The sequence below is a fragment of the Acinetobacter sp. 228 genome (genome assembly GCF_048147885.1).
In genome coordinates, this window is the sequence record NZ_JAYWYV010000020.1 from 15,514 (window position 1) to 40,836 (window position 25,323).

Below are 25,323 nucleotides of genomic sequence, written 5' to 3' on the forward strand. Positions count from 1 at the left end.
CATCGAATGCTGGCTTTTCATCCATCTAAAATCTTAGATCTGGTTATTTACATCATCATTCTTGGTTTCACGAATCATCAGAAACGCGACTAGGGACAGGATCGATGCTGCGGTCAGGTAGTAACCGACTGCAGACAAACCATAAGTAGTCGCCAGTTTGGTGGCGATTAACGGAGCAAATGATGCACCGAAGATACCTGCCAGGTTAAAAGTCAATGCAGAACCGGTATAGCGGACTGAAGTCGGGAAGATTTCAGATAATACGGTACCGATAGGCCCATAGGTTAAGCCCATGATTGACAGACCAATACACAAAAACAGGAACACCACCAGGGTACTGCCAGATTCAAGCATATCTGCAAAGAAAATACCGAAGATCGCAGAAACGACACATACCGCAATCGAAGTAGTCTTACGGCCAAATTTCTCTGCCAAAACTGCTGAAAGCGGGATGAATGCAGCAAAACACAGGGTTGCAACTAACTGCAATTGCAGGAATTCTTCACGAGAATAACCAAGTTGTTTGGTTCCCCATTGCAGCGCAAATACCGTAGTCAGGTAGAACACGACAAAGGTGCAGATTGCAGCAATCGTACCCAGAACCAGCATGCGGGAATGCTTTTTGAATACCTGAACAAAAGGAACATTCACTTCTTTTTGTTTATCCAGTACTTTCTGGAAAGCAGGGGTCTCATGCAATTTTAAACGGATCCATAAACCCATAATTACCAACAAGGCACTTGAGATAAACGGAATACGCCAGCCCCACGCCATAAAGTCAGCTTCAGACATGAAAGCGCCAAGCGTCAGGAAGGAACCTGTCGCCAGAATAAAGCCGATTGGGGCACCCAGTTGCGGGAACATGCCATACCAGGCACGTTTACCTTCAGGCGCATTTTCGGTCGCAAGCAGTACCGCACCTGACCATTCACCACCCAGACCCAAGCCCTGACCTAAACGGCACAGTGCAAGCAGGAGTGGCGCAGCAATCCCGATTTGTGCATAAGTTGGCAGCAAGCCAATCGCAACGGTTGAAATTCCCATGGTCAGCAAAGCCGCGACCAATGTCGCTTTTCGTCCGATCCGGTCACCTAAATGACCAAATAATGCAGCACCAATCGGGCGGGCAATAAAGGCAATGGCAAAAGTCGCAAGAGACTGAATGGTTGCGGTCATCGGATCTGTACTTGCAGGGAAGAACAGATACGGGAAAATAATAACAGCAGCGGTGGCATAAATATAAAAATCGAAGAACTCGATTGTGGTACCTACCAAGCTCGCTGTTAAAACGCGAAATTTTGAATTTTGTGCTGGCTGAGCAGCAGAATTAGACGACGCCATGGAAAACCTTACACTTACTAAAAATAAAAAAACTTAGTTTTAAAAGCGTAATCTTTTTAAAAAAGGCGTAATTTTTTAAAAAAACAACTGCAATCTTCTCGCTTAAACTCGCTCAGGGTCACTGAAATGAAAAAGGAGATGATTAAATCACGTAAAGATAGATAGCCAGAAAATGTGATCCTGCGCCTATCAATACAAATATGTGCCAGATAGCGTGGGTATATCTTACTCTTTTTAAAGCGTAAAACAATGCACCCACGGTATAAGCCAATCCGCCAATGATGAGAAAGGTTAAAGATTGAGCACTTAGATATTGCTGCATATCATCCATGACCAGCAGTGCCAGCCAGCCCATGGCCAGATAAGCAGCCAAAGAAAGTTTCTGGAAACGATGAATGAAAACGAACTTGAAAAGTGTACCAAGGATGGCAATCACCCACAGCGCAATCAATAAATAATGGGCTTTAGGGGTGGGAATGGCGATTGACAGAAACGGGGTATAGGTTCCGGCAATCAAATAATAAATCGCGGTATGATCGACTTTTTTGTAAAAATAACGACGGTCTGCTGTGGTGGCCATATGGTAAAGCATGGAAGCAGAAAACAGCAAAATCATGCTGAGCGCATAGACCCAAAGCCCAATCCATTGTCCGGTACTTAGATAAGAACCTTTAATAATTAAAAGAATACCGGCAACAACGGAGAGTCCGGCACCTATACCATGACTGACATAGTTAATCCGTTCCTCATTCTGATCATAATCTGGAACCAGTGGAGCATTCTGCATCATTGTCATTCTTTCTTCAAATATACACTTGTATAGTAATTCAATTTTGCTTTTAGGTTAAGAAGATTTAAACTTAATATGCAATTCATTTCAGGTTTTATCTATGTCAACATTGGCAACTCTCTCGGACCAGGAACAGCAATTCCTGGATACATTTCAGCAAACTGTTGAAAGGAATCAGTTTGATCGTCTGATCTTAAGCCAGTATAAGGGTGAGCTGCAGGATTTAGAGAAAATGACCTGGCGAGTCATTACATTAAATGAACAACGGGTATTGAGCTGCCTGTATCGCTACAAGACGCAGGATGTCACTAAAAACTATCCTTTGGAAGAAGCGTTATCGCAGGTGACTACATTGCTAGCATGTTGCAAGCAGGCCAATCTGATGACAGTAGATGAAGAATTACAGCTGAAAAAAAACAAGAAAAAAGCCATGTTGACACGCAACAAACATACAGGATCTGCTACTCAGGCAAAGCCCGCTGAACAAAGTCATGACCGGATGAAACAGCGGTTTGTGGATCAGGACAGTATTTTTCTCCAGCATCTTGGCATTACCGATCAAAAAGGGCAAATCATTCCGAGCATGGCGCGCAAATGGAAACAGATTAACAAGTTTGTGGAAATTTTCTCAGGCGCGCTGACGCAGATCAAGCCACAGGCTGAAGGCCTGCGCGTGGTAGATTTTGGTTCGGGCAAAGGCTATCTGACCTGTGCTTTATATGACTATATGCAAAAACATGGTCAAACGCCGTATGTCACGGGGGTAGAGCTTAATCCAAAAATGGTCGAGTTCTGCCAGAATGTCGCGCAGCAATCTGGTTTTGATCAACTGGACTTTTTCCAGGGGGATGTGCGTACTTATGCGCCAGAAAGACTGGATGTAATGATTGCCTTGCATGCCTGTGATGTAGCAACAGATTTTGCGATTCATAGTGGCATTCGCCTGAATGCACAGATAATCATGTGTGCGCCATGTTGTCATAAGGAGTTACGTCCACAGTTACAAGCACCGAAAGTTCTGAGTCCGATGTTGCAATTCGGTATTCATGCGGGACAGCAGGCCGAAATGCTGACTGATACCATTCGTGCTTTATTGCTCAAAGCTTATGGTTATGAAACCAAAGTTTTTGAATTTGTGGCGCTAGAACATACCAGTAAAAATAAAATGATTCTGGCAACAAAACGCAAAGACTATCAACAACCTGATCAGGCGGTTCTGGCAGAAATTCAGGCCTTAAAAGAGATGTATGGAATCCAGAAACATTCACTGGAATTGTTGCTCAATGATCAATGGGATCAGCAGGGAATTGGTTCTAAATGCTAAATAATCCAGAATTGAAAATAGTGTCCGGCAGCTGGAAAGATTTGGGAGTGTATGCCAAAGTGATTCGTGAAGCCGTATTTATTCAAGAACAGTATATTGCAGCTGAAGATGAATGGGATGCTGAAGATGCGGTTGCTGTACATTTCATTGTTTTTCAGCAGGATCAGGCGATAGCCACTGCAAGATTGCTGACAAATAACAGTGTAGGTCGCATTGCAGTTTTAAAGTCACATCGTGGTTTGAAGATCGGGCAGCGCCTGATGCAGGCCGTGATTGACTATGCGCGTGCCGAGCAGCGCGAGTTGGTCAAGCTGTCTTCGCAAGTGCATGCCATTGGCTTCTATCAAGCGCTCGGGTTCGAAGCTCAGGGCGAGGAATATCTGGATTGTAGCATTCCCCATATTGATATGTATTTAAAGCTTTAATTTTCAGCCATTCAAATATAAAAAAGCGAGGCATTGACCTCGCTTTTTTATGCATAGACTGAATCTGGATCAGTGGCCATGTGCTGGATTTGAGCTGTGCTCGGCATTATCCATGTTGGCATGTTCTTCAGCTGACATATGATGCTCAGTGGCTGTCGTATCTGTAGGAGCCACATTGGCAGCTTCACGTGCTTCACGATCTGCCTGAGCTTTGGCAAGCGCTTCTGGAGACATCGTTGGTGCATTTTTAAAAGCGTGTTGCTGGGTGTTCTGTTTATTTTGCTGGCTTGGCATATAATCCGGTTCATTACTTACTGCAAGCCAAAAAATAAGCATGAATAATCCACCTAAAATACAGAAGATAATAAGTGCTTTCCAACCCCAAGGAGATTTTTCAGGTGAACTGTGATCAGTCATAGGTCTTACCCACGTGGATACCAAACTTATGTAACTTTATAACATAAATTAATCAAAAAGCAGATCGAAATCTGTCATCACATAACTCTGTTCCGTGCTTGAAGCAAATCTGAAAGATAAAAAAGAGGAAACACGTTCCTCTTTTTTATTTAAGTGGCCACACTATTGAATCGGCTGGGCATGTGCTGCGCGATCTTTGAGGAGTTGCGGAGCTTTGAAGCGTTCGCCATACTTATTTTCAAGTACTTTGGCACGGGTCACAGCTTTGGCCAGTCCATACTGATTCAAGAATTGTACAGCACCGCCCGTCCAGGCAGCAAAGCCAATACCAAAAATAGAACCCACATTGGCATCGACTACAGATTCAAGGACACCTTCTTCCAGACAGCGTACGGTATCCAGTGCCTGTACAAACAGGAAGCGGTCAATCATTTCCTGTTCAGAAATATCGTTGTCTTTTTTCCAGTGGCTGAGACCAGACCAGAGCTGCTTTTTGGCATCAGCCGGATAATCATAAAAACCTGCGCCTGCAGCCTTACCTTTACGGTTAAATTCGTGAATCATGCTGTGAATCACGTCATCCGCAGGTGAACGAGAAATTGACTGTCCCTGTGCCTGCAAGGCTTTATATCTTTCATTGGCCACATGTTCAGACAGGGTCAAGGACACTTCATCCTGAATCGCCAACGGACCCACCGGCATACCGGCTTTGAGTGCAGCCATTTCAATTCGCGCCGGGTGTACACCTTCTGCCAGCAGGCATAAACCTTCCTGTACAAAGGTACCAAACACGCGGCTGGTAAAGAAGCCACGGCTGTCATTTACCACAACCGGTAATTTGCCAATTTGCTGCACGAAATCGAAAGCTTTGGCCAGCGTTTCTGCCGAGGTATTTTTACCTTTGATAATTTCCACCAGCTGCATTTTATCGACCGGACTGAAGAAATGCAGGCCGATAAAGTTCTGATCATTTTTTGAAGCCTGGGCTAATTCTGTGATCGGCAGGGTCGAGGTATTCGAAGCCATTACGCCGTTGCTGGCAAGATATTGCTCTGCCTCTTGCGTGACTTGAGCCTTGAGCGCGGGATTTTCAAAAACTGCTTCAATGATCAGGTCGCAACCGGCTAGATCTGCATTAGATGCAGTTGTTTGAATCAGGCTTAAAACCTGATCTCGTTTCTCGGCTGATAAACGCCCTTGAGCGACTTTTTTATCCAGCAGTTTCTGGCTATAGGCTTTGCCTTTTTCAGCCGCTTCGATTGAAATATCTTTTAATACCACAGGAATGCCTGTGCTGGCAGTCGCGTAGGCGATCCCAGCCCCCATCATGCCCGCACCTAGAATACCGACTTTCGTGGCTTTCCATCTTTCAATACCTTGAGGGCGACTGGCACCGGACTTGATCGTATTCAGGCCATGCCAGAAGGTGCTAATCATATTTTTAGAAATTTGACCGATGGCAAGATAAGTAAAGTAACGTGATTCAATGGTCAGGGCTGTATCGACATCGACCTGTGCACCTTCTACCGCAGCCGACATGATCGCTTCAGGTGCAGGGTAGCAGCCTTTGGTTTTATCGCGCAGCATCGCCGGAGCAATAGCCAGCATCTGGGCAACTGCTGGTGTCGAAGGGCTACCACCTGGAATTTTATAGCCTTTTACATCGAATGGCTGCTGAGATTTTGGATTGGCTTTGATCCAGGCAATGGCCTTTTCCAGCAATTCATCGGTACTGTCTGCGACCTCATGAATCAAGCCTAAAGATCTGGCTTTATCCACACCAAACTGTTTGCCTTCCATCAATAAAGGAAGGGAATTTTGCAGACCGAGCAGGCGGACGCTGCGGACGATACCACCGCCACCTGGTAATAAACCCAGTGTGACTTCAGGCAGGCCAAATTTGCTTTTAGGGTCATTCAGGGCAATACGATGATGGGCACACAGGGCAATTTCCCAGCCACCGCCAAGCGCCGTACCATTCAGAGCAGCAACCACAGGAATACCGCGAGTTTCGATATAGCGTAGTTTGACTTTCATCTCTTCAATCATATTGAAGAATTCAGTTGCATGTTCCGGAGTGGCTTGAATCAGTTCGTCCAGATCACCACCAGCAAAGAAAGTTTTTTTCGCTGAACGGAAAATAATCCCGGCAATATCTTCATCTGCTTGTAACTGGGCAACGACTTCATCCAGTGCCGTGCGAAAGTCGGCATTCATGGTATTGGCAGACTGGTTTGGAGAATCAAACGTTAAAATAACAATATTATCTTCATTTTTTTGATATTGAATTGCGCTCATTATTTTTCTCCTTATACCAGTTCAATAATGGTTGCGATGCCCATACCGCCACCCACACAAAGTGTAGCCAGACCCCGCTTTTTGCCCTGGCGTTCTAGCTCGTCCAGTAATGTCCCTAAAATCATCGCACCAGTCGCACCGAGTGGATGTCCCATGGCAATTGCGCCCCCGTTAACATTCACCTTGGCAGGATCAACCTTCATCTCATTAATAAAGCGCATCACCACGGCAGCAAAGGCTTCATTAACTTCAAACAGGTCAATATCATCAATTGTTAAACCGGCTTTCGCCAAGGCCTTACGAGCAGCCGGGGCAGGGCCGGTCAGCATAATGGTCGGATCTGCACCGACCAGTGCCGTCGCCAGTACTTTGGCACGTGGCTTGAGACCTTGTTCTTTTACTGCTTGTTCCGATGCGATCAAAACCACAGCCGCGCCATCGACAATGCCTGAAGAATTCCCGGCATGATGCACATGATGGACAGCACCCACTTCAGGATATTTTTGCAGGGCAATCGCATCAAAGCCCATTTGCCCCATAGTGGCGAAACTTGGATTGAGTTTGCCCAAGCCTTCTGCAGTCGTTGTCGGTTTGATAAATTCGTCTTTGTCCAGAATTACTACACCAGCTTTGTCTTTTACCGGGATAACAGAGGCGTTGAAATAACCATTGGCTTGAGCGGCAGCTGCTTTCTTTTGTGATTGTTCGGCAAACTGATCTACATCTGCACGGCTATAACCGTCAATGGTAGCAATCAAATCTGCACCAATACCTTGTGGAATAAAGTCACAGGCCATATTGGTTTCAGGGTCCAGTGCCCAAGGACCGCCGTCTGAACCCATCGGCACGCGGGACATGGATTCGACTCCACCTGCAACAACCAGATCTTCCCAGCCTGAACGGACTTTTTGTGCGGCCAGATTGACAGCTTCCAGACCGGAAGCACAAAAACGGTTAATTTGCACACCCGCTACATCATTGTCCCAGCCGGCAGCGATGGCAGCCGTTTTGGCAATATCGGCACCCTGATCACCAATCGGGGTGACACAGCCGAGCACGATATCATCCACTTTTGCGGTATCAAACTGATGACGCGCCTGAAGTTCGTTGAGTAAGCCAGTCAGTAAGGAAATGGGTTTTACCTGATATAAAGATCCATCTTTTTTGCCTTTTCCGCGTGGGGTACGAATGGCGTCAATAATATATGCCTCGCTCATAGCTTGTCCCTTTTATTGATTTGATGAAATTTATTCTAATGACTCGAGTGTAATACTTAATTTTTGAAGTGCAATGACGAGAACGGGCCAGATCATTTGAGCGATTTAGCCAATTTTAACTATAAAAAAAGCCTAAGCTAGGGAGCTTAGGCGGAGAGAAACGATTTTAATTTTTATCGGTTCGGGAGTATCAGCTTAATGATAACCGTGTAATTGACGATACAGACCCGGAGTCACACCTGTCCATTTTTTGAAAGCACGGTGGAAGGTACTGGTTTCACTGAAACCGACCTGTTGCGCGACATCTTCAAGGGTAAGATCAGGGTTAAGTAACAGGTGAATTGCGGCATCACGGCGCAAGGCATCTTTCACACCTTGATAGCTTTTGCCTTCGGCTGCCAGACGGCGACGCAAGGTTTGCGGTGATAGATATAACATCGATGCCACATCATTCAAGGTTGGCATTTCTTCACCAATCTGGCTCTTCAGCACATCACGGATTCTGGAGGTCAGTGAATTGGTATTTTTGAATTTCACCAGCAGTTGGGCCGGCGCTGCTTTCAAAAACTCTTCCAGAGTTTCTTCATTCTGGCGAACGGGCAGGTCCAGATAGTCTGCAGCAAAGGTAATTTCAGTGCGTGGCATGTCAAACTGCATCACTGGTGCAAAGAATAAAGCATCATATTCATCGGCATGGGCTGGACGCGGATAGCTAAAGTGTACGCGTTCCAGCGGTACACGACGCTCAATAAGCCAGGAAGCCAGACCGTGCCAGATCATTAGCATACTTTCGGTAATAAAATGATCCGGATCCATTGCATTTGGAATCAATGGCACCAGACGTGCTTCATGCTTGTCACGTTCTAGGGTCACCGACCAGTCATCACCGAAGAGTTTGTAGAACTGGGAAGAAAGTTCCAGTGCATCACCGAGGGTTTTGGCATGAATAATCAGCTGGCACATGATCGCAAACGTACCCAGACGGCGTTGCTGTTTGTCAAAACCGACATGCTCGTCCTGAGTCACCATCCACAACATTTTTATAAAGCGGGTATATTGTTCAGGTGAAATACGCGCTTTGGGTTGATGCAGCAGTTCTGCTTCAATCCCGACGTGAGACAATAAAGTATCGACATCCATGCCCAGACGTTTAACGCCAGATAGAGCTGCGTTGACGAAATGGATACTGATCGTATCACGACTCATGTTTAATCCTTCAGTCTCTTTAATGTTCACTAATAATTGACCTAAATGACGAAAAATAATAAAGCAATGGCAATTTACAAGAATACCTTTGCCATTTTCTTACATATTAGATTGCCGAAACTATCAAGGTAAATGGCTGAACATGACATTGTTTTTGTGCATTTATATTCTTATGATGCTAAAAAAAGCAATAGAAGTAGAGCAAATACTCCAATGTCATATGCATTAAAAGGATTGAAAATCCTAGACTTTTCTACACTTTTACCCGGCCCGTTTGCCACCTTGTATCTTGCTGATTTAGGTGCAGAAGTTGTGCATATTGAATCACCAACCCGACCGGACCTGCTACGGTTAATGCCACCTTTTGCCAATGGGCAGGCCACCTCACAGAGTTATCTGAACCGTAACAAGCAATCGGTTGCTCTGGATCTGAAAGATTCTGCAAATATCGAACTGATCAAAGCCAGGATTGCAGATTATGACATTGTGATTGAGCAATTTCGTCCCGGTGTGATGCAACGTCTAGGGCTAGACTATCAAACCTTAAGCGAAATTAATCCTAAACTGATTTACTGTTCCATTACCGGTTATGGTCAAACTGGCACATATAAAGATAAGGCAGGCCACGACATTAACTATCTGGCTTTGTCCGGAATTGCCGGACACAGTGGCCGGATTGAAAATGGTCCACCAGCTTTGGGAATTCAGGTTGCCGATGTTGCAGGTGGTTCCATGCATGCCGTAATTGCAATTTTGGCTGCCGTAATTGAACGTCAGCAAAGTGGCAAAGGGCAATATATTGATATATCCATGACCGATTGCGTGGTGACGATGAATAATCTGGCCGCATCTGCCAGTCTGGCTGGCAATCAGCATCAACGACCGGAATCGGGCTATCTGAATGGCGGGACTTTTTACGACTATTATGAAACTCAGGATGGACGTTATTTGTCGATTGGCAGTCTGGAACCACAATTTATGCAGGGGCTGGCACAGGCCTTAGAGCTGCCAATTATTCTGGAAAAGGGCAATTCTTTTGCTGAAGAAGATCGTGCTGAGGTGAAGCAGGCGATTCAAAATAAAATCAAGACCAAGCCTTTATCTGAATGGCAAACACAGTTTGCCGCGCTGGATGTCTGCGTCGAACCGGTACTCAAACTTGAAGAAGCCTTGCATTCTGATCTGGCCCAGCAGCGAGGCTGGATGGTACAGGTGCCACTTAAAGCCCGCAGTCAGCAAACTGAAGCACAACTGGCTTGTCCGATTAAATTTTCACGTTCCACGATACGTTATGAATTTGTAGGGCAGCAATTGGGAGAGAGCCAAAATTGGTAGCATTTTTCAAGTGTTAATAGATTAGATAACGAAAGTAGAGATAAATCTTTCTATATGAAAATAAGTAATAATGATTGAAGATTTTCATCATTATTACTTTAAATTTAATCCAATGCTGTAAATACAGAGATCCGTGAAATTTTGTCAGGCTTATCAATAAAACCGCTATGAAATATGTATAAAAAGCATTTTATTGATAGGTTCAATCTCGCTATCCTTGCCGGCGATATAATAGAAACTACTAGCTGTACGCCATGTATTTATATACTGATTTTGATCAGCAACTGATTAATGAACGTGTTGCACAGTTCCGAGACCAGACGGAACGTTATTTAGCCGGTAAACTCACTGAAGATGAGTATCGTCCGCTTCGTCTGCAAAATGGTTTGTACGTACAGCGTTATGCGCCAATGTTACGTATTGCCGTGCCATATGGTTTGATGAATTCAAAACAACTTCGTAAAGTGGCTGATTTGGCAAAAGAATATGACCGTGGCTACGCGCATATTTCGACTCGCCAAAATATCCAGTTTAACTGGCCTGCACTGGAAAATGTGCCGGATATGCTGGCTGAACTGGCGACGGTGCAAATGCATGCGATCCAGACCTCAGGGAACTGTATCCGTAATACCACGACGGACCAGTATGCAGGTGTGGTTGCCGGTGAAGTTGCCGATCCGCGTCCGACCTGTGAATTGATCCGTCAATGGTCTACCTTTCATCCGGAATTTGCTTTCTTGCCACGTAAATTCAAGATCGCAGTTTCTGCGCTGGAAGAGATTGACCGTGCAGCCACTGCATTCCACGATATTGGTGTATATATCGTGCGTAATGAAGCAGGCGAAATAGGCTATAAAATCAAAGTGGGTGGGGGTCTCGGCCGTACGCCAGTGATTGGTAGCTTTATCCGTGAGTTCTTGCCGCGTGAAGACCTGATTGCTTATCTGGAAGCAGTACTTCGTGTATATAACCTGCACGGCCGTCGCGACAACAAATATAAAGCGCGGATCAAGATTCTGGTAAAAGCCTTAACACCAGCTGTATTTGCCGAGAAAGTTGAAGCTGAATTTGAGCATACGATTAAAACACTGAAAATCGATGCAGACACCTTGGCAAAAATGGATGAGAACTTTACGCCATTCGATTACCAAGATTATGCAGATGAAGATTTCACTGAATTGTTCGCGCAATATCCAAAATTCAAACAGTGGTTCAACATCAATACCAATGCACATAAAGTGAAAGGTTATCGCATCGTGACGATTTCACTGAAACGTGCCGGAATTGCACCGGGTGATGTCAGCACTGAAGAAATGAACCTGATTGCAGAGCTTGCAGACAAGTATACTTTTGGTGAGCTGCGTACTACACATGAGCAAAATATTGCGCTTGTGGATGTACCGCAAAAAAACCTGTTTGAGTTATGGCAGATCCTTGATCAGCATAACCTGGCACGTGCACACATTGGTTTCTTGACCGACATTATTTGCTGCCCGGGCGGTGATTTCTGTTCATTGGCCAATGCCAAATCCATTCCAATTTCGGAAGCAATTTCACGCCGTTTTGATGACCTTGATACCATTTACAATTTAGGCAAACTGGATCTGAATATTTCAGGTTGTATGAATGCCTGTGGTCATCACCACGTGGGTAACATCGGTATTTTAGGTGTAGACAAGAAAGGTGCAGAATTCTACCAGATCACTTTAGGCGGTAATGCCGATCATGATGCTTCGATTGGTGACATTCTTGGCCCATCATTTGCAGCCGAAGTAGTGCCGGATATTGTAGAAGAAATTCTGAATACCTATCTTGACCTGCGTCAGGAAGGTGAAGAGTTTATCGATACTTATCGCCGTGTCGGCATTCAACCATTCAAGGAGCGTGCATATGCTTAATACCGCACTACAAGTGCTCTCTAAAGATGGCACGATTGCAGACAATACATACCAATTAATTGGTGAAGACGGCATTTTACCAGAGGGCGATGTCGTTCTGACTGTTGAACAGTTAGACCAGATTGCCAATGTGGTAGGTAAAAAAGCATTGTACTTAACTGTAGATGCTTCGCCGGAAAACCATGAATTTCCACTGGACCAGCTAGACACAATCTTTATCGAGTTTGCAGGTTTTAATGATGGCCGTGGCTATTCATTTGCAGCGCTGCTTCGTCGTCAAGGTTTCCAAGGTGAACTGCGTGCGACAGGTGATGTATTCAAAGACGTATTGAACTACATGAAGCGTTCTGGTTTCGACACTTTCGTGATTAAAGAAGGTAAAGATATTCAGGAAGCTGCTGCCGGTTTGAATGATTTCAAAAATCCGTATCAGGCATCGACTGCGGTTGCACAGGCACATTATCAAACAGGTGCATAATTTAAATTATGCTGCTGTAAAAAGCCGGATTGAGTCCGGCTTTTTTATGTCTTGATTAAGATACTCAACTTTCTTCAAGTTGACAGTTGATCATCCAGTGAATTCCAAACTGATCGCTAAAGGCAGCATAAAGTGCGCCCCAAAAGGTCTTTTCTAGCGGCATCTCAATTTGACCATTCACCGATAAAGCATCAAAGAGTCGTTGTGCTTCAGCTTGTTCGCTGGCGTCTAAGTTAATGGAAATATAGTGGTTATTACCTTGCATGAACACGGTATTGGTTTGCGTGCAAAATTGATCATTCGTATCGGATGCCATCAGTTCTGTAAAATCGTTAATGGGAAGTGAGATATGCAGGATTTTATTTTTATCCGCTTCCGACAGTGTGACACCTTCTTCAACTGGCATTTCACCATAACGACTCAGACTTGAAAATTCGCCTCCAAAAACTGATTTATAAAAGTTAAAGGCTGCTTCAGCCTGACCTTGGAAATTGAGGTAATGATTCAGTTGCATGGGAGAACTCCCTTTTTATTTTGCTTGCTTTAATCTACGCCACTTTGTGATATTTTGCGCGAACACGCTTTATCAAGATGTAAGCGAAAAAATCCTCCAGATCAGGAGGATTTTTAACTCCCTCTCCTTATGGGAGAGGGATGGGATGAGGGAAGAATTAAAGTAATTCAATCGCTACAGCAGTCGCTTCACCCCCACCAATACACAGAGCTGCAATACCTTTCTTGCCACCGGTACGTTTTAGTGCATGAATCAAAGTCAGGATAATACGTGAACCGGTAGAACCCACAGGATGGCCGAGAGCACATGCACCACCGTTGATGTTGACTTTTTCAGGGTCTAGCTTGAACTCATCCATTGGGCACATGGTCACCATGGCAAAGGCTTCATTGATTTCCCAAAGGTCGACATCAGAAGCGGCCCATCCAGTTTTATCGAACACTTTCTGGATTGCACCGACTGGAGCAATTGTAAACTCAGATGGATGTTGAGAATTCGATGCATAGGCAACAATTTTAGCCAAAGGATTCAACCCTTTTGCTGCTGCATTGTCAGCCGAGGTAATTACTAAAGCTGATGCACCATCCGAAATCGAGCTGGCATTAGCCGCCGTAATCGTACCGTCTTTAGCGAAAGCAGGACGCAAAGTTGGAATTTTATCGATGTTGGCATTGAACGGCTGTTCGTCTTTATCAACGACCACATCACCTTTACGGGTTTTAACTGTTACAGGCACGATTTCATCAGCAAAGTAGCCTTCATTGACCGCAGTTTGCGCACGCTTTAATGAGCGAATCGCAAAATCATCCATCTGCTCGCGGGTATAACCTCTGGTATTTGCCATATCTTGGGCAAATGAACCCATCAAACGACCTGTTTCAGCATCTTCCAAGCCATCCAGGAACATATGATCCTTGATTTCACCATGGCCCATACGGAAACCACCCCGTGCTTTTGGCAATACATAAGGCGCATTGGTCATGGATTCCATACCGCCGGCAACCACGATATTTGCAGAACCAGCTTTAATCATGTCAGCCGCTTGCATGACGGCTTTCATGCCTGAACCACATAATTTATTAATGGTTACCGCACCAGTAGAATCTGGAAGACCAGCTTGACGCATCGCTTGACGTGCAGGACCCTGCTTTAAGCCTGCAGGGAGTACACAACCCATAATGACTTCTTCAATATCCGTTGGTTGCAGACCCGCACGGGCAATTGCTTCCTTAATAGTGACAGCACCCAGTTCCGGTGCAGTTACACTGGCCAGACTGCCCTGAAAGCCACCCATGGCTGTACGTGCACCATTTACAATTACGATGTCAGTCATTGTTGTATCTCCCTATCAGTTTTGATCGTTTTATCTTGAACTTAAGCAGTATATTGAAAAAAACTGACGATTGAAGCTTTAATCGTACCGAAGCATAAACTGGATAGTTCTATTAACATGAGGGAAGACTTTCCCTCCGGATATGCCCCATTTTGCTAAGTACAATACGCTGTTGGCTAGAAAACTGGGCAGAACAGTAGTAGAAACTGCCATTTGAACCAATTGGCAGACCTGTTTGTGCCTGATAAGTGACACTCGGTAAGCTTAAAGCTCCTCGCCAACTCAGGTTACCGTATTTGAGATTAACTACATCAATATGTAAAATGGTCTCGCCTGTATCCACTTGCCTGTTTTTATTTTTATCAATGAAAACCAGCATAGTCTTGTTCCATTGATTGGCTTGGCAAGTGAGAGAATCCTGGCTTGGGCAGATCACTACATTCTGTCGCAAAATTGCAGCCTGACTGCGTGCATAACGATTAATTGTAGATAACTTGATCGGTATGTTTTGAGCTTCCTGTCTGGCTCGGTACTCGTGATAGTAGGGAAGTGCGATACTTGCGAGAATTGCAATCATTGCAATACAGATAATTAACTCAACAATAGTAAACGCTCTTGTTATTTTTTTATACATAGAGTTACCTGATTTATATATTATTTTTCTTATAAGGGTGCTATTAATTATATGTTTTTTATGCTTTATTGAGCGTGTAATTCATTGCTTACTTAAGTTTAAAGAAAGCTGTTAAAAATAATTGGCAATCACAATAGGTCATTCAGAATAAAAAATTGAGTAAAAAGTTACCGAATTACAACGGAAATTGTAAGTAATTTTGTCAATAATTTACTTGATTAGATTAATCAAGCACTTGGAAAAATAATAAAGTGTTTGTATGATGCCATGTGAATAGCTTAAGAATAATACTGGGGTAATAAAAAGCCTATCTCAGGATGGCCTATTTATAAGGCTTGAGCTTGAACAACAATTGTTATCTCTGGAGGATAAATCCATGAAAATGAGTCGTATTGCTTTAGCTATGCTTGTAGTTGCACCTTTTGCTGCTGCAAACGCAGGCGTAACTGTTACTCCATTAATGCTAGGTTATACTTGGCAAGACACCAAACATAACAATGGTCAGTCCCACTTGTTATCTGCACAACTCGGTCAAGGCGAAATGCAAAACGACTTGTTCGTTGGTGCAGCACTTGGTGTAGAACTAACTCCATGGTTAGGTTTCGAGGCTGAATATAACCAGGTGAAAGGTGATGTTAACCAATCACTTCGTTACATTACTGATGGTCGTCCATCACAAGTTGAACCAGGCGCTGAGTATAAGCAAACTCAAATCAACGGTAACTTCTATGTTACTTCTGATTTAATCACTGGTAATTATGACAGCAAAGTTAAGCCTTACCTATTGGCGGGTGCGGGTCACTACAAATATAAATTTGATGGTTTAACTCGTCTTAACAGCCCAACAGCTCCAGTACGTCGTGACCGTGGTAATACTTCAGAAGGTACTTTAGCAAATACAGGTATCGGTGCTTTCTGGCAGTTAAATGACGCGTTATCACTACGTACTGAAGCTCGTGCTACGTATAACTTTGATCACGAGTTCTGGAACTATACAGCACTTGCTGGTCTTAACGTAGTTCTAGGTGGTCACCTGAAGCCAGCTGCTCCAGTAGTTGAAGTTGCTCCAGTTGAGCCAGTTGCTCCAGCTCCACAAGAGTTGACTGAAGACCTGAACATGGAACTTCGTGTGTTCTTTGATACTAACAAGTCAAACATCAAAGATCAGTACAAACCAGAAATCGCGAAAGTTGCTGAGAAGCTAGTTGAATATCCAAACGCTACTGCTCGCATCGAAGGTCATACTGATAACACTGGTCCACGTGCATTGAACGAACGTTTGTCTCTAGCTCGTGCTAACTCTGTTAAGTCTTCACTTGTGAACGAATACAACGTAGATGCATCTCGTTTGTCTACTCAAGGTTTCGCTTGGGATCAACCGATTGCTGATAACACTACTAAAGAAGGTCGTGCTATGAACCGTCGTGTATTCGCGACAATTACTGGTAGCCGTACTGTTCTAGCTGAACCAGTTATGCAACAACAAGCTCCTGCTGCTCAATAATTCGTTATTGAACACAGACTGAAAAAGCGACTCTAAGGAGTCGCTTTTTTTATAGCTGTTTTTTGCATACACTTGCTGCTCTAAAATGATTTTGAGTAAAGGCATGAGCATAGAACTTCCTCAAGACTTGCTGAGTCTGGAAGCCAATAGTGGTATTTATGCAATTTGGATGATCTTTCATCATTATGGTATCGATCTACATATTCCTGATCTGGTGCAATTGACACGGCACAATGATGAGATGGGAACTTCAACTATTGCGCTCGCAGTTGCGCTCAAAACCTTGGGGCTAGATGCTGAATTTTTTACAGAAGTTGATCCTGATAAACAGCCTGTTGAAGTGGAATATTATCAAAAGGCCCAAGAACTCAAATTACCTGTTTATGAATCTCCTCTTTCATATGCAGAAATTCAAAAAAAGGCAGGTGAAGGTCGTTTTGTGATTGTGTTCTATGACACTTTAGACAGGGTAGGGAATCACTCGTTAATTTATACTATTGATGAGCAGGAAATCAGTTTCTTTGATAGCTTTGAGGCAATGCCGGCGCATGTGTTTGAGCAGCAACGTCGGGTAGATGGAATCTGTCAGCAAGCGATTGTGATTGATGACCGTAACTTTGTAATGCGAAATAGCTAAAATAGAGAGATTAAAAAAGCAGTCCTGAGACTGCTTTTTTTGATTATTGACTGGGTTATTCCTGATCAAGCTTCATGGGCTGTACATCCATTTCCTGATAAGACACCAGTTTGGTTTTTTTCTTCCATTTGTAGCCGAACCAGATGGCCAGGAATAGCGGAATACTGATATAGGTCGATAATACGCCCATCCAGTGACCGGCCAAAACATCCTGATAGTTCTGACCCAGAACGACAATCGTACACAGAATAAATGCAAACCAGGGAGCAAAAGGAAAAAATTTGGCACGATAAGCCAGATCTTCGAGTTTATATCCTTGTGCCAGATAACCTTTACGGAAGCGGTAATGGGAAATGGCAATACCGAGCCAGACGATAAAGCCGCACATTCCTGACATGTTCAGCAGCCAGTTAAAGACTTCCTGCTCACCAAAGAAAGTGGTCAGAAAGCACAGAGCTGCGATTACAGTCGTGGCATAGAGTGCATTCATTGGCACACCACGCGGGTCTAGACGCGCAAACATTTTAGGTGCACTACCTTTACGTGCCATATCAAACAGCATACGGGTAGATGAATACATGCCCGAGTTACCTGCAGATAGAATAGCGGTCAAGATCACCGCATTCATGATGCTGGCAGCAAAGGCAAAACCAGCTTTTTCATACAATAAGGTAAATGGAGAAAGCGCAATATCATCGGTTGCAGCTGCCTGTAACAAACGCGGGTCATTATAGGCAATCAATGTGCCGATAATAAAAATACACACGATATAAAACAACAGGATACGCCAGAATATCTGTTTAATGGCTACCGGAATGGTTTTCTTTGGATCTTTCGATTCACCTGCCGCGACACCGACCATTTCGGTACCCTGAAAGGAGAATCCGGCAATCATCGCCACACCAATTAATGCCTGAAAACCACCGACAAAAGGTGCATCGCCAATGCTCCAGTTGGCAAATGCTTCTACACCCGGAGTCAGCATGATCTTCACGATCATCCAGATTCCGATGATAATAAAGGCAATGATCGCAAGGACTTTAATCAGCGAAAAGAAAAATTCAGATTCGCCAAAGCCTTTTACTGTCAGGGCATTAATCCCAAAAATAATAGCAAGAAAAATTGCGCTCCAGTACACGCCCGGTATATCGGGAAACCAGAATTTCATAATGAACTGAACGGCAACCAGTTCAAAAGCCACGGTAATGGCCCAGTTGTACCAGTAATTCCAGCCTAAAGCGAAACCAAAACCACCTTCGACATATTTGGTGCCGTAAGTGAAAAATGCACCTGAAGTCGGATTGTGCGTGGCAAGCTCCCCCAAGCTGGTCATCAGGAAATAAATCATGATCCCAATCAGTACATATGCAAGCAGTGCACCACCTGGTCCAGCATTGGCAATGGTCGCACCTGAGGCCAAAAATAAACCTGTACCAATGGATCCGCCAATGGCGATCATATTCAGATGACGAGCACCCAGCTTACGCTGCAGCTGCATCGTATTTTGCGTTTCGCTCATCATGATTCCTTAACATTTTTTTGAGTGCTGGCGAAGAGCACTTTAAAGCCTTGTTGATCCGCTTTCACTGTGCAGCGACCAAAGTTTTGTTCAATCAGGGTAGGATAGTTCAAGAAACGGTTGGCCACGATCCAAAGCTCGCCGCCTGATTTTAAATGACGACGCGAGGTTTTACATAAGGTTTCACTTGCCGTGTAATCGGTCTCGATTCCCATATGAAAAGGCGGATTACTGACAATGGCATGCAGGAACAAGGGTGCATCCTCAATGCCTGTAACCGCTTTGATTTCAATCTGTTCAGGAGTAAGCTGGTTTTCTTCAAATGTCATTTGTGTAGAAGCCAGTGCAAAGGCATCAACATCCATGGCAAAAATCCGGTTTTTCGGATTCAACTTTGCCAGATACGCGCTAATCACCCCCGCACCACACCCAAAGTCGGCAATTTTACCTGAAGTGACTTGTGACAAATAAGGTAATAGTGTGGCAGTTCCTACATCCAAACGGTTTTGACTAAAGACGCCTGGAAGTGCACAAATATTCAGATCACCATTTGGTGTAGATACGGTATAACGCTGTGCCCAGTCTGCAAGTGCTTTTTTCTCGACCGTATGGTCTAGAACCAATTGCCAAAGCTGGCAATGACGTGCGCTGTCAAGTTTGAGAGTTTTACCAAAAGGCTGCAACTGTTTGGCTGCGCGTTCTATCCCGCCTTTCTTTTCACCGACCAAAAAAATACTGCTGCCCGGTTTAAGCTGCGCTGCCACAGTGTGCAGTAAATAATTCAACAGTTCTTTAGACTTGGGTACAAAAATAACTGCCTGATCAAATTCAGCTTCAGGCATTTCTGCACCAAAATGCACATCTGCTTGTTGTGACTGGAAATATTGAAAATCGTTAAAATTCCATGTCCAGACAGCCGGATTGATAGAGGCATCGAATTCAGCGAGCAGATTATCTGTCGGTGCATTAATCAGTAAGATGCGACCCGACAAAAAATCATATTGTCTTAATAAAACTTCGCTTTTAGGATCCATAGGTATCTCTCCAATATAAAGAACACTGCCTAAGCCTGACCTAGACAGTGTTCTTTGGACATGAAATTACTTCTTTGTTTCAGGAAGTACCACATTCAGAATAAGGGCAGCGATACCACCAGTGGCAACGCCTGAGCTAAAGATATTACGGAATAACTCAGGAAGATGCTCAAGAATTTGTGGAACTTGTGCAACACCTAAACCCAGTGCCAGTGAAATCGCAATAATCAGCAGGGCGCGACGGTCCAGATGGACACCAGACAGAATGTTAATACCAGAGGCTGCGACTGCGCCAAACATGACCATGACTGCGCCGCCCAGTACCGCTTGTGGAACGGCCTGAATAATACCAGCAACTGCAGGCAACAAACCAAGAATAACCAGCAAAGCAGCAATCCAGATGCCGACATAACGACTTGCTACGCCCGTCAACTGGATTACACCATTATTTTGTGCAAATACTGAACTTGGGAAGGTATTAAAAATACCGGCAAGGAATGAATTCGCGCCATTGACCAGTACACCGCCTTTAATGCGCTGCATCCATTTTGGACCATCAACTGGCTGGTTGGAAAGCTTTGAAGTCGCAGTGATATCACCAATCGCTTCTAAAGAGGTCACCAGGTAAATAAATGCCATCGGAATAAACAGGCTCCAGGAGAAGCTTAAACCGAAATGCATGGGAGTCGGAATCTGTACCAGAGGTGCATCTTTTAAGCCGGAAAAATCCAGATGGCCCATAAAGCCCGCCAGGATATAACCACAAACCAGAGCGATCAAAATGGCAGAACTTTTTACCCAGGTAATCCGGATACGGTTCAGAATAATAATCAGTGCCAGGACGGTACAAGACATGATCAGGTTGTCGGCATTGGCAAAAGTTTTATCGCTCATGGCCTGATAACCACCACCCATGCTGATTAAACCTTCTTTAATCAGGGTCAAGCCAATCAGAAGTACGACAATTCCGGTGACCAAAGGGGTAATCAGTTTTTTGATCCAAGGCAGAATTTGTGACACGCCCATTTCAATGAATGCACCTGCAATCACTACACCAAAGATAGACGCCATGACTGCTTCTACAGGTGTACCCGCAGCCACCATGGCTGACCCAATACCAATAATTGGACCGATGAAGTTGAAACTGGTTCCCTGAACGATCAGCAGACCGGCACCAAATGGCCCTACTTTTTTAGACTGTAAAAAAGTCGCGATACCCGAGATCACCAGAGACATGGATAAAATCATGTTGGTGTCTTCTTTGGAAACACCAAGCGCCAGACAAATCAGTAGGCCAGGGGTCACAATCGGGACAATAATCGCTAATAAATGCTGGAAAGCAGCTAGAAAAGCAATCAGGGGTTTTGGACGATCATCCAGACCATATATCAGGTCAAGTTGATCTTTAGAAGGAGGAGATTGATTAAAATCAGACATGTGTCAATGCAAAATAAGGCTGGATGGCGCTATTCTAATCGAGTTACACGTCTTTACAAAATCAAAAAAGCCTCGACCAGACAAAAAAAGTTGAGGAGTAGGGCTACAGTGACTATAAAAGTTTTGTATTTTTCTGTATAATTTGCCCTCAAATTACACACGCATTGAATTTACATGTCAGATATTAAAACTCTCCGTAACATCGCCATTATTGCGCACGTCGATCATGGTAAAACCACTCTTGTAGACAAACTTTTGCAACAATCAGGTGCTCTCGGTGATCGCGCGGGTGAGATCGAGCGTGTCATGGATTCCGGTGCTATTGAAAGTGAACGTGGTATTACCATTCTTGCAAAAAATACTGCAATCAAATGGTTAGATGAACGTACCAATACTGAATACCGCATTAACATCGTGGACACCCCGGGACACGCCGACTTCGGTGGTGAAGTTGAACGTGTAATGTCGATGGTTGACTGCGTACTTCTTCTTGTAGATTCACAAGAAGGCCCGATGCCACAAACACGTTTCGTAACGCAAAAAGCATTCGCACGTGGTTTAAAACCAATCGTAATTATTAACAAAGTTGACAAGCCAAGCGCGCGTCCAGACTGGGTAATTGACCAAGTATTTGATTTGTTTGATAACTTGGGTGCTTCTGACGAACAGTTAGACTTCCCGGTTGTTTATGCTTCAGGCCTTCGTGGTGTTGCTGGTCCTTCTCCAGAAGAACTTGCTGAAGACATGACTCCGTTGTTCCAAACGATTGTAGATATCGTTGAACCACCAAAAGTTGACGTTGATGGTCCATTCCAAATGCAAGTGTCTTCACTTGACTATAACAGCTTCGTTGGTGTTATCGGTATTGGTCGTATTCAACGTGGTTCAGTAAAATTGAATACACAAGTCACTGTAATCGATAAAGAGGGCAAAACACGTAACGGCCGTATCTTAAAAATCATGGGTTATCATGGTCTAGATCGCGTTGACGTTGAAGAAGCTTCTGCAGGTGATATCGTTTGTGTAACTGGTATCGATGCACTGAACATTTCAGATACAATCTGTGATCCTAAAAATGTTGAAGCGCTTCCAGCACTCTCTGTAGATGAACCTACAGTGTCTATGACTTTCCAGGTGAACAACTCTCCGTTCGCTGGTAAAGAAGGTAAATTCGTAACTTCACGTAATATCCGTGAACGTCTAGACCGCGAATTGATTCACAACGTAGCACTTCGCGTTGAAGATACTGACAGTCCGGACCGTTTTAAAGTGTCTGGTCGTGGTGAACTTCACCTTTCAGTTCTGATTGAAAACATGCGCCGTGAAGGCTTCGAGATGGGTGTATCCCGTCCGCAAGTAATCATCAAAGAAATTGATGGTGAAAAACAAGAGCCATACGAAAACGTAACGTTTGACGTTGAAGAACAGCATCAAGGTGCTGTAATGGAACAAATGGGTTTCCGTAAAGGTGAAATGACCAATATGGAAGTTGACGGTAAAGGCCGTATCCGTATTGAAGCAACTGTTCCTTCACGTGGCTTGATTGGTTTCCGTTCTGAATTCCTGACCATGACTTCTGGTACAGGGATCATGACGTCAAGCTTCTCGCATTACGGTCCAATGAAACAAGGTACTGTTGCGAAACGTCAAAACGGTGTATTGATTTCTATGGTTCAAGGTACTTGCCTGGGCTATGCATTGTTCACGCTTCAAGACCGCGGTCGTCTATTCGCTAAACCTCAGTTAGAAGTTTACGAAGGTATGATCATCGGTATTAACTCTCGTTCAGACGACATGACAGTTAACCCGACTAAAGCGAAACAGTTAACGAACGTACGTGCCTCTGGTACAGATGAAGCGTTGACCCTTGTTCCAGCAATTGAATATACGCTTGAACAAGCGCTTGAATTCATTGAAGATGATGAGTTAGTAGAAGTAACACCTAAGTCAATCCGTATCCGTAAGCGTTTCTTGACTGAAAACGAACGTAAACGTAACCGTTCAGGTAAATAATCTGTAGATTATTGGCCCGCTTACTAAAAACCGTAATCTTTTCGAAGATTACGGTTTTTTTATATTTACGCTATGCTCACATCGTAATTTATTAAATCGTATTAAACTAAGTCAAAATTAGAAGTTTCTAGTCAGGTATAATTTAGCCCAAAACTTGAAAATAAAATATGGGAGCAGACATGAGTATTATTCAAGAATTTAAAGAGTTTGCCATCAAAGGCAATGTGATGGATCTGGCGATTGGTGTCATCATTGGTGGTGCATTCAATAAAATCATCGACTCGATGGTCAAAGACATTGTTATGCCGGTAATCAGCTGGATTTTAGGCGGAGATGTTGACTATTCCAACTGGTTCTTGGTACTGGGGGATAATCCGAATAATGTCACCACACTCGCTCAGGCCCAAGCGGCTGGCCTAAACGTTTTTGCTTATGGTAACTTTTTGACTATTCTGATCAATTTCTTGTTATTGGCTTGGGTGGTATTCCTGTTAGTTAAAGCGATGAACAAGTTGCGCCGTAAGCAGGAAGCAGAACCTACTACGGAAGAGACACCGGAAGATGTCGCATTGTTACGTGAAATTCGTGACGAGTTAAAAAAACATCCTGATCCTGAAGCTTAAGTTCCAGGGATTAAAAAACGGCGCCTATTGCGCCGTTTTTTTAATTTCCCTCTGCGGCCAAGAGATGAGACACATTGTTTCGCAAAGGGAGAGCTTAAATATAATCTAATTTATTTAAATATCTCGTTACCCTTGCGGATTATATTCCTCACCGCTTAAAAGAAGAAAAGAAAAATATTTAGAAATCTGCCCGAAACTTAATTTCGACTAAATGGAAACCAAACTGGCTTTTGACCGGGCCATGCAATACCCGTTCTGCTGCAGTAAAAACCAGTTTATCAATCACTGGAACCAGCTGGCCTTTTTTGATTTCACCCAGCTCACCACCACGTTTGGCAGAATTACAGGTCGAATACTGTTTGGCGATTTTATTAAAGTCTGCGCCACTTAAAATCTTCTTTTTAAGCTGTTCTGCAGTTTCTTTGTCTTTGACCAGAATATGACGCACAATGGCTGTTTTCATGACTTTTTCCCTCGTACAGTTGCCATTTTTTTGACAGGGAGCTGGCGCTTTTTCAAAGGTTGGCATTCAGGACAAAAAACGGAAGCCCGTTGCCCCAATTTAATATTTTCAAGCGTAGTTTCACAGTTCACGCACATTTCACCAGCGCGGCCATAAGCCAGCAAGGTTTGCTGGAAATAGCCATTTTCGCCCATGGCATTGGTGTAGTCTCTTAGGGTTGAGCCACCCAGATCAATTGCCTGTTTTAAAATGCGCTTAATTTCAACGACCAGTTTTTCAATCTGCTCAAAACTCAATGTAGAGGCAGGTTGTGCTGGATGAATGCCCATATTAAACAGGCTTTCAGTCGCATAAATATTGCCTACGCCCACCACCACATGGTTATCCATAATTGCAACTTTGGTGCCAACATTTTTATTCTTCAGTTTTTCAAACAAATACTCGGCATTAAAGCTCTCACTTAAGGGTTCTGGTCCCAAGGTATCAATCAGTTTGCTTTGGGATTGGGCATCTAGCCAAAGAATACAGCCAAAACGGCGCGGGTCGTGATAACGCAGTTCGATATCTTCAAACTGGATAATCAGATGGTCATGTTTGCGTAATTCTTCCGTGCTCTCGCATAGACGGAAACTCCCAGACATGCCCAAATGCCAGAGCATCGTCTCATGTTCAAACTCTGCCAGAATATATTTGGAACGGCGACTAAGCTTGAGCAATTTCTGTCCCACCAGCCTGTCTATATTTTCCGGAATAGGCCAACGTAAACTTGACTGGCGCACTTCAACACGTTTCACGCGTTGTTCCAATAAGGGTAATAAACTGATTTTAGTGGTTTCAACTTCTGGTAATTCAGGCATAACACATCGCTGGCGAGGGAGATGCA

At 44.0% G+C, this 25,323-nt stretch carries 23 protein-coding genes; 9 read left to right on the top strand and 14 right to left on the bottom strand.

All coding sequences use genetic code 11. The features are described from left to right. Positions 1 to 33 precede the first annotated feature (33 nt). Positions 34 to 1,341 (bottom strand): MFS transporter, encoded by a 1,308-nt coding sequence (locus VXQ92_RS13140; protein ID WP_064097071.1) that lies wholly within the window; start codon positions 1,339 to 1,341, stop codon positions 34 to 36. Positions 1,342 to 1,483: 142 nt separating this feature from the next. Beyond that, a complete protein-coding gene (gene trhA, locus VXQ92_RS13145) occupies positions 1,484 to 2,128 on the bottom strand; it encodes a PAQR family membrane homeostasis protein TrhA (RefSeq protein WP_081406389.1) in 645 nt (214 codons plus the stop codon). 103 nt (positions 2,129 to 2,231) lie between these two features. Between trhA and VXQ92_RS13150 the strand changes: the two genes are divergently transcribed. Next, positions 2,232 to 3,455 (top strand): class I SAM-dependent methyltransferase, encoded by a 1,224-nt coding sequence (locus VXQ92_RS13150; protein WP_064097073.1) that lies wholly within the window; start codon positions 2,232 to 2,234, stop codon positions 3,453 to 3,455. Next, positions 3,449 to 3,880, top strand: coding sequence for a GNAT family N-acetyltransferase (locus VXQ92_RS13155; RefSeq protein WP_064097074.1), 432 nt, complete (start codon positions 3,449 to 3,451; stop codon positions 3,878 to 3,880). Before VXQ92_RS13150 ends, VXQ92_RS13155 begins: the two co-directional genes overlap by 7 nt. A gap of 69 nt (positions 3,881 to 3,949) precedes the next feature. Here VXQ92_RS13155 and VXQ92_RS13160 read toward each other — a convergent pair whose 3' ends face one another. The 4 genes from VXQ92_RS13160 to VXQ92_RS13175 all read right to left on the bottom strand — a co-directional run bounded on the left by VXQ92_RS13160 (position 3,950) and on the right by VXQ92_RS13175 (position 9,018). Further along, entirely contained in the window at positions 3,950 to 4,297 is a 348-nt protein-coding gene (locus VXQ92_RS13160) for a hypothetical protein (RefSeq protein ID WP_064097075.1), read from the bottom strand. A 162-nt stretch (positions 4,298 to 4,459) separates the two neighbouring features. Beyond that, positions 4,460 to 6,595 (bottom strand): 3-hydroxyacyl-CoA dehydrogenase NAD-binding domain-containing protein, encoded by a 2,136-nt coding sequence (locus VXQ92_RS13165; protein WP_416682052.1) that lies wholly within the window; start codon positions 6,593 to 6,595, stop codon positions 4,460 to 4,462. 11 nt (positions 6,596 to 6,606) lie between these two features. Beyond that, a complete protein-coding gene (locus VXQ92_RS13170) occupies positions 6,607 to 7,812 on the bottom strand; it encodes an acetyl-CoA C-acetyltransferase (RefSeq protein ID WP_064097077.1) in 1,206 nt (401 codons plus the stop codon). A gap of 195 nt (positions 7,813 to 8,007) precedes the next feature. Continuing rightward, the gene (locus tag VXQ92_RS13175; RefSeq protein WP_064097078.1) at positions 8,008 to 9,018 is read right to left on the bottom strand and encodes an AraC family transcriptional regulator; all 1,011 of its coding nucleotides are present in this window, start codon (positions 9,016 to 9,018) and stop codon (positions 8,008 to 8,010) included. A gap of 213 nt (positions 9,019 to 9,231) precedes the next feature. Between VXQ92_RS13175 and VXQ92_RS13180 the strand changes: the two genes are divergently transcribed. The 3 genes from VXQ92_RS13180 (at position 9,232) to VXQ92_RS13190 (ending at position 12,729) form a co-directional block, all read left to right on the top strand. Beyond that, entirely contained in the window at positions 9,232 to 10,353 is a 1,122-nt protein-coding gene (locus tag VXQ92_RS13180; RefSeq protein WP_416682053.1) for a CaiB/BaiF CoA transferase family protein, read from the top strand. Positions 10,354 to 10,607: 254 nt separating this feature from the next. Further along, positions 10,608 to 12,251, top strand: coding sequence for a nitrite/sulfite reductase (locus tag VXQ92_RS13185; RefSeq protein ID WP_416682055.1), 1,644 nt, complete (start codon positions 10,608 to 10,610; stop codon positions 12,249 to 12,251). Continuing rightward, positions 12,244 to 12,729, top strand: a complete 486-nt coding sequence (locus tag VXQ92_RS13190) for a DUF934 domain-containing protein (protein ID WP_416682057.1) — start codon at positions 12,244 to 12,246, stop codon at positions 12,727 to 12,729. The genes VXQ92_RS13185 and VXQ92_RS13190 overlap by 8 nt, the downstream gene beginning before the upstream one ends. 64 nt (positions 12,730 to 12,793) lie before the next feature. Here the strand turns inward: VXQ92_RS13190 and VXQ92_RS13195 are convergent, their stop codons facing one another. The 3 genes from VXQ92_RS13195 to VXQ92_RS13205 all read right to left on the bottom strand — a co-directional run bounded on the left by VXQ92_RS13195 (position 12,794) and on the right by VXQ92_RS13205 (position 15,210). Then, positions 12,794 to 13,243, bottom strand: coding sequence for a VOC family protein (locus tag VXQ92_RS13195; RefSeq protein WP_416682059.1), 450 nt, complete (start codon positions 13,241 to 13,243; stop codon positions 12,794 to 12,796). 157 nt (positions 13,244 to 13,400) lie between these two features. Further along, positions 13,401 to 14,576: a thiolase family protein gene (locus VXQ92_RS13200; RefSeq protein ID WP_416682060.1), complete on the bottom strand. Its 1,176-nt coding sequence runs from the start codon at positions 14,574 to 14,576 to the stop codon at positions 13,401 to 13,403. Between the two features lie 112 nt (positions 14,577 to 14,688). After that, positions 14,689 to 15,210 carry a GspH/FimT family pseudopilin gene (locus VXQ92_RS13205; RefSeq protein ID WP_064097082.1) on the bottom strand — a complete coding sequence of 174 codons (522 nt, stop codon included), beginning with the start codon at positions 15,208 to 15,210 and terminating at the stop codon, positions 14,689 to 14,691. Between the two features lie 376 nt (positions 15,211 to 15,586). On the opposite strand from VXQ92_RS13205, the gene omp38 reads away from it, so the two are divergent. Then, positions 15,587 to 16,714, top strand: a complete 1,128-nt coding sequence (gene omp38, locus VXQ92_RS13210; protein WP_064097083.1) for an outer membrane protein Omp38 — start codon at positions 15,587 to 15,589, stop codon at positions 16,712 to 16,714. Between the two features lie 103 nt (positions 16,715 to 16,817). Beyond that, positions 16,818 to 17,351, top strand: a complete 534-nt coding sequence (locus VXQ92_RS13215) for a peptidase C39 (protein WP_416682062.1) — start codon at positions 16,818 to 16,820, stop codon at positions 17,349 to 17,351. 55 nt (positions 17,352 to 17,406) lie between these two features. Here VXQ92_RS13215 and VXQ92_RS13220 read toward each other — a convergent pair whose 3' ends face one another. From VXQ92_RS13220 to VXQ92_RS13230, 3 genes are all read right to left on the bottom strand, one after another. Next, positions 17,407 to 18,870 carry an amino acid permease gene (locus tag VXQ92_RS13220; protein WP_416682064.1) on the bottom strand — a complete coding sequence of 488 codons (1,464 nt, stop codon included), beginning with the start codon at positions 18,868 to 18,870 and terminating at the stop codon, positions 17,407 to 17,409. Next, positions 18,870 to 19,904, bottom strand: a complete 1,035-nt coding sequence (locus VXQ92_RS13225; RefSeq protein WP_144725347.1) for a methyltransferase — start codon at positions 19,902 to 19,904, stop codon at positions 18,870 to 18,872. The genes VXQ92_RS13220 and VXQ92_RS13225 overlap by 1 nt, the downstream gene beginning before the upstream one ends. A 66-nt stretch (positions 19,905 to 19,970) precedes the next feature. Beyond that, a complete protein-coding gene (locus tag VXQ92_RS13230; RefSeq protein WP_416682066.1) occupies positions 19,971 to 21,341 on the bottom strand; it encodes a uracil-xanthine permease family protein in 1,371 nt (456 codons plus the stop codon). A 174-nt stretch (positions 21,342 to 21,515) separates the two neighbouring features. Between VXQ92_RS13230 and typA the strand changes: the two genes are divergently transcribed. Together typA and mscL are read left to right on the top strand one after the other, a co-directional pair. After that, on the top strand, positions 21,516 to 23,354 hold the full coding sequence (gene typA, locus VXQ92_RS13235) for a translational GTPase TypA (RefSeq protein ID WP_416682068.1): 1,839 nt from the start codon (positions 21,516 to 21,518) through the stop codon (positions 23,352 to 23,354). A gap of 179 nt (positions 23,355 to 23,533) precedes the next feature. Next, positions 23,534 to 23,977: a large conductance mechanosensitive channel protein MscL gene (gene mscL, locus VXQ92_RS13240; protein WP_416682070.1), complete on the top strand. Its 444-nt coding sequence runs from the start codon at positions 23,534 to 23,536 to the stop codon at positions 23,975 to 23,977. 178 nt (positions 23,978 to 24,155) lie between these two features. On the opposite strand, the gene VXQ92_RS13245 is transcribed toward mscL, so the two are convergent. Together VXQ92_RS13245 and mutM are read right to left on the bottom strand one after the other, a co-directional pair. Beyond that, positions 24,156 to 24,440: a peptidylprolyl isomerase gene (locus VXQ92_RS13245; RefSeq protein ID WP_064097089.1), complete on the bottom strand. Its 285-nt coding sequence runs from the start codon at positions 24,438 to 24,440 to the stop codon at positions 24,156 to 24,158. After that, positions 24,437 to 25,297 (bottom strand): bifunctional DNA-formamidopyrimidine glycosylase/DNA-(apurinic or apyrimidinic site) lyase, encoded by an 861-nt coding sequence (mutM, locus tag VXQ92_RS13250; RefSeq protein ID WP_416682071.1) that lies wholly within the window; start codon positions 25,295 to 25,297, stop codon positions 24,437 to 24,439. Before mutM ends, VXQ92_RS13245 begins: the two co-directional genes overlap by 4 nt. Between the last annotated feature and the right edge of the window lie 26 nt (positions 25,298 to 25,323).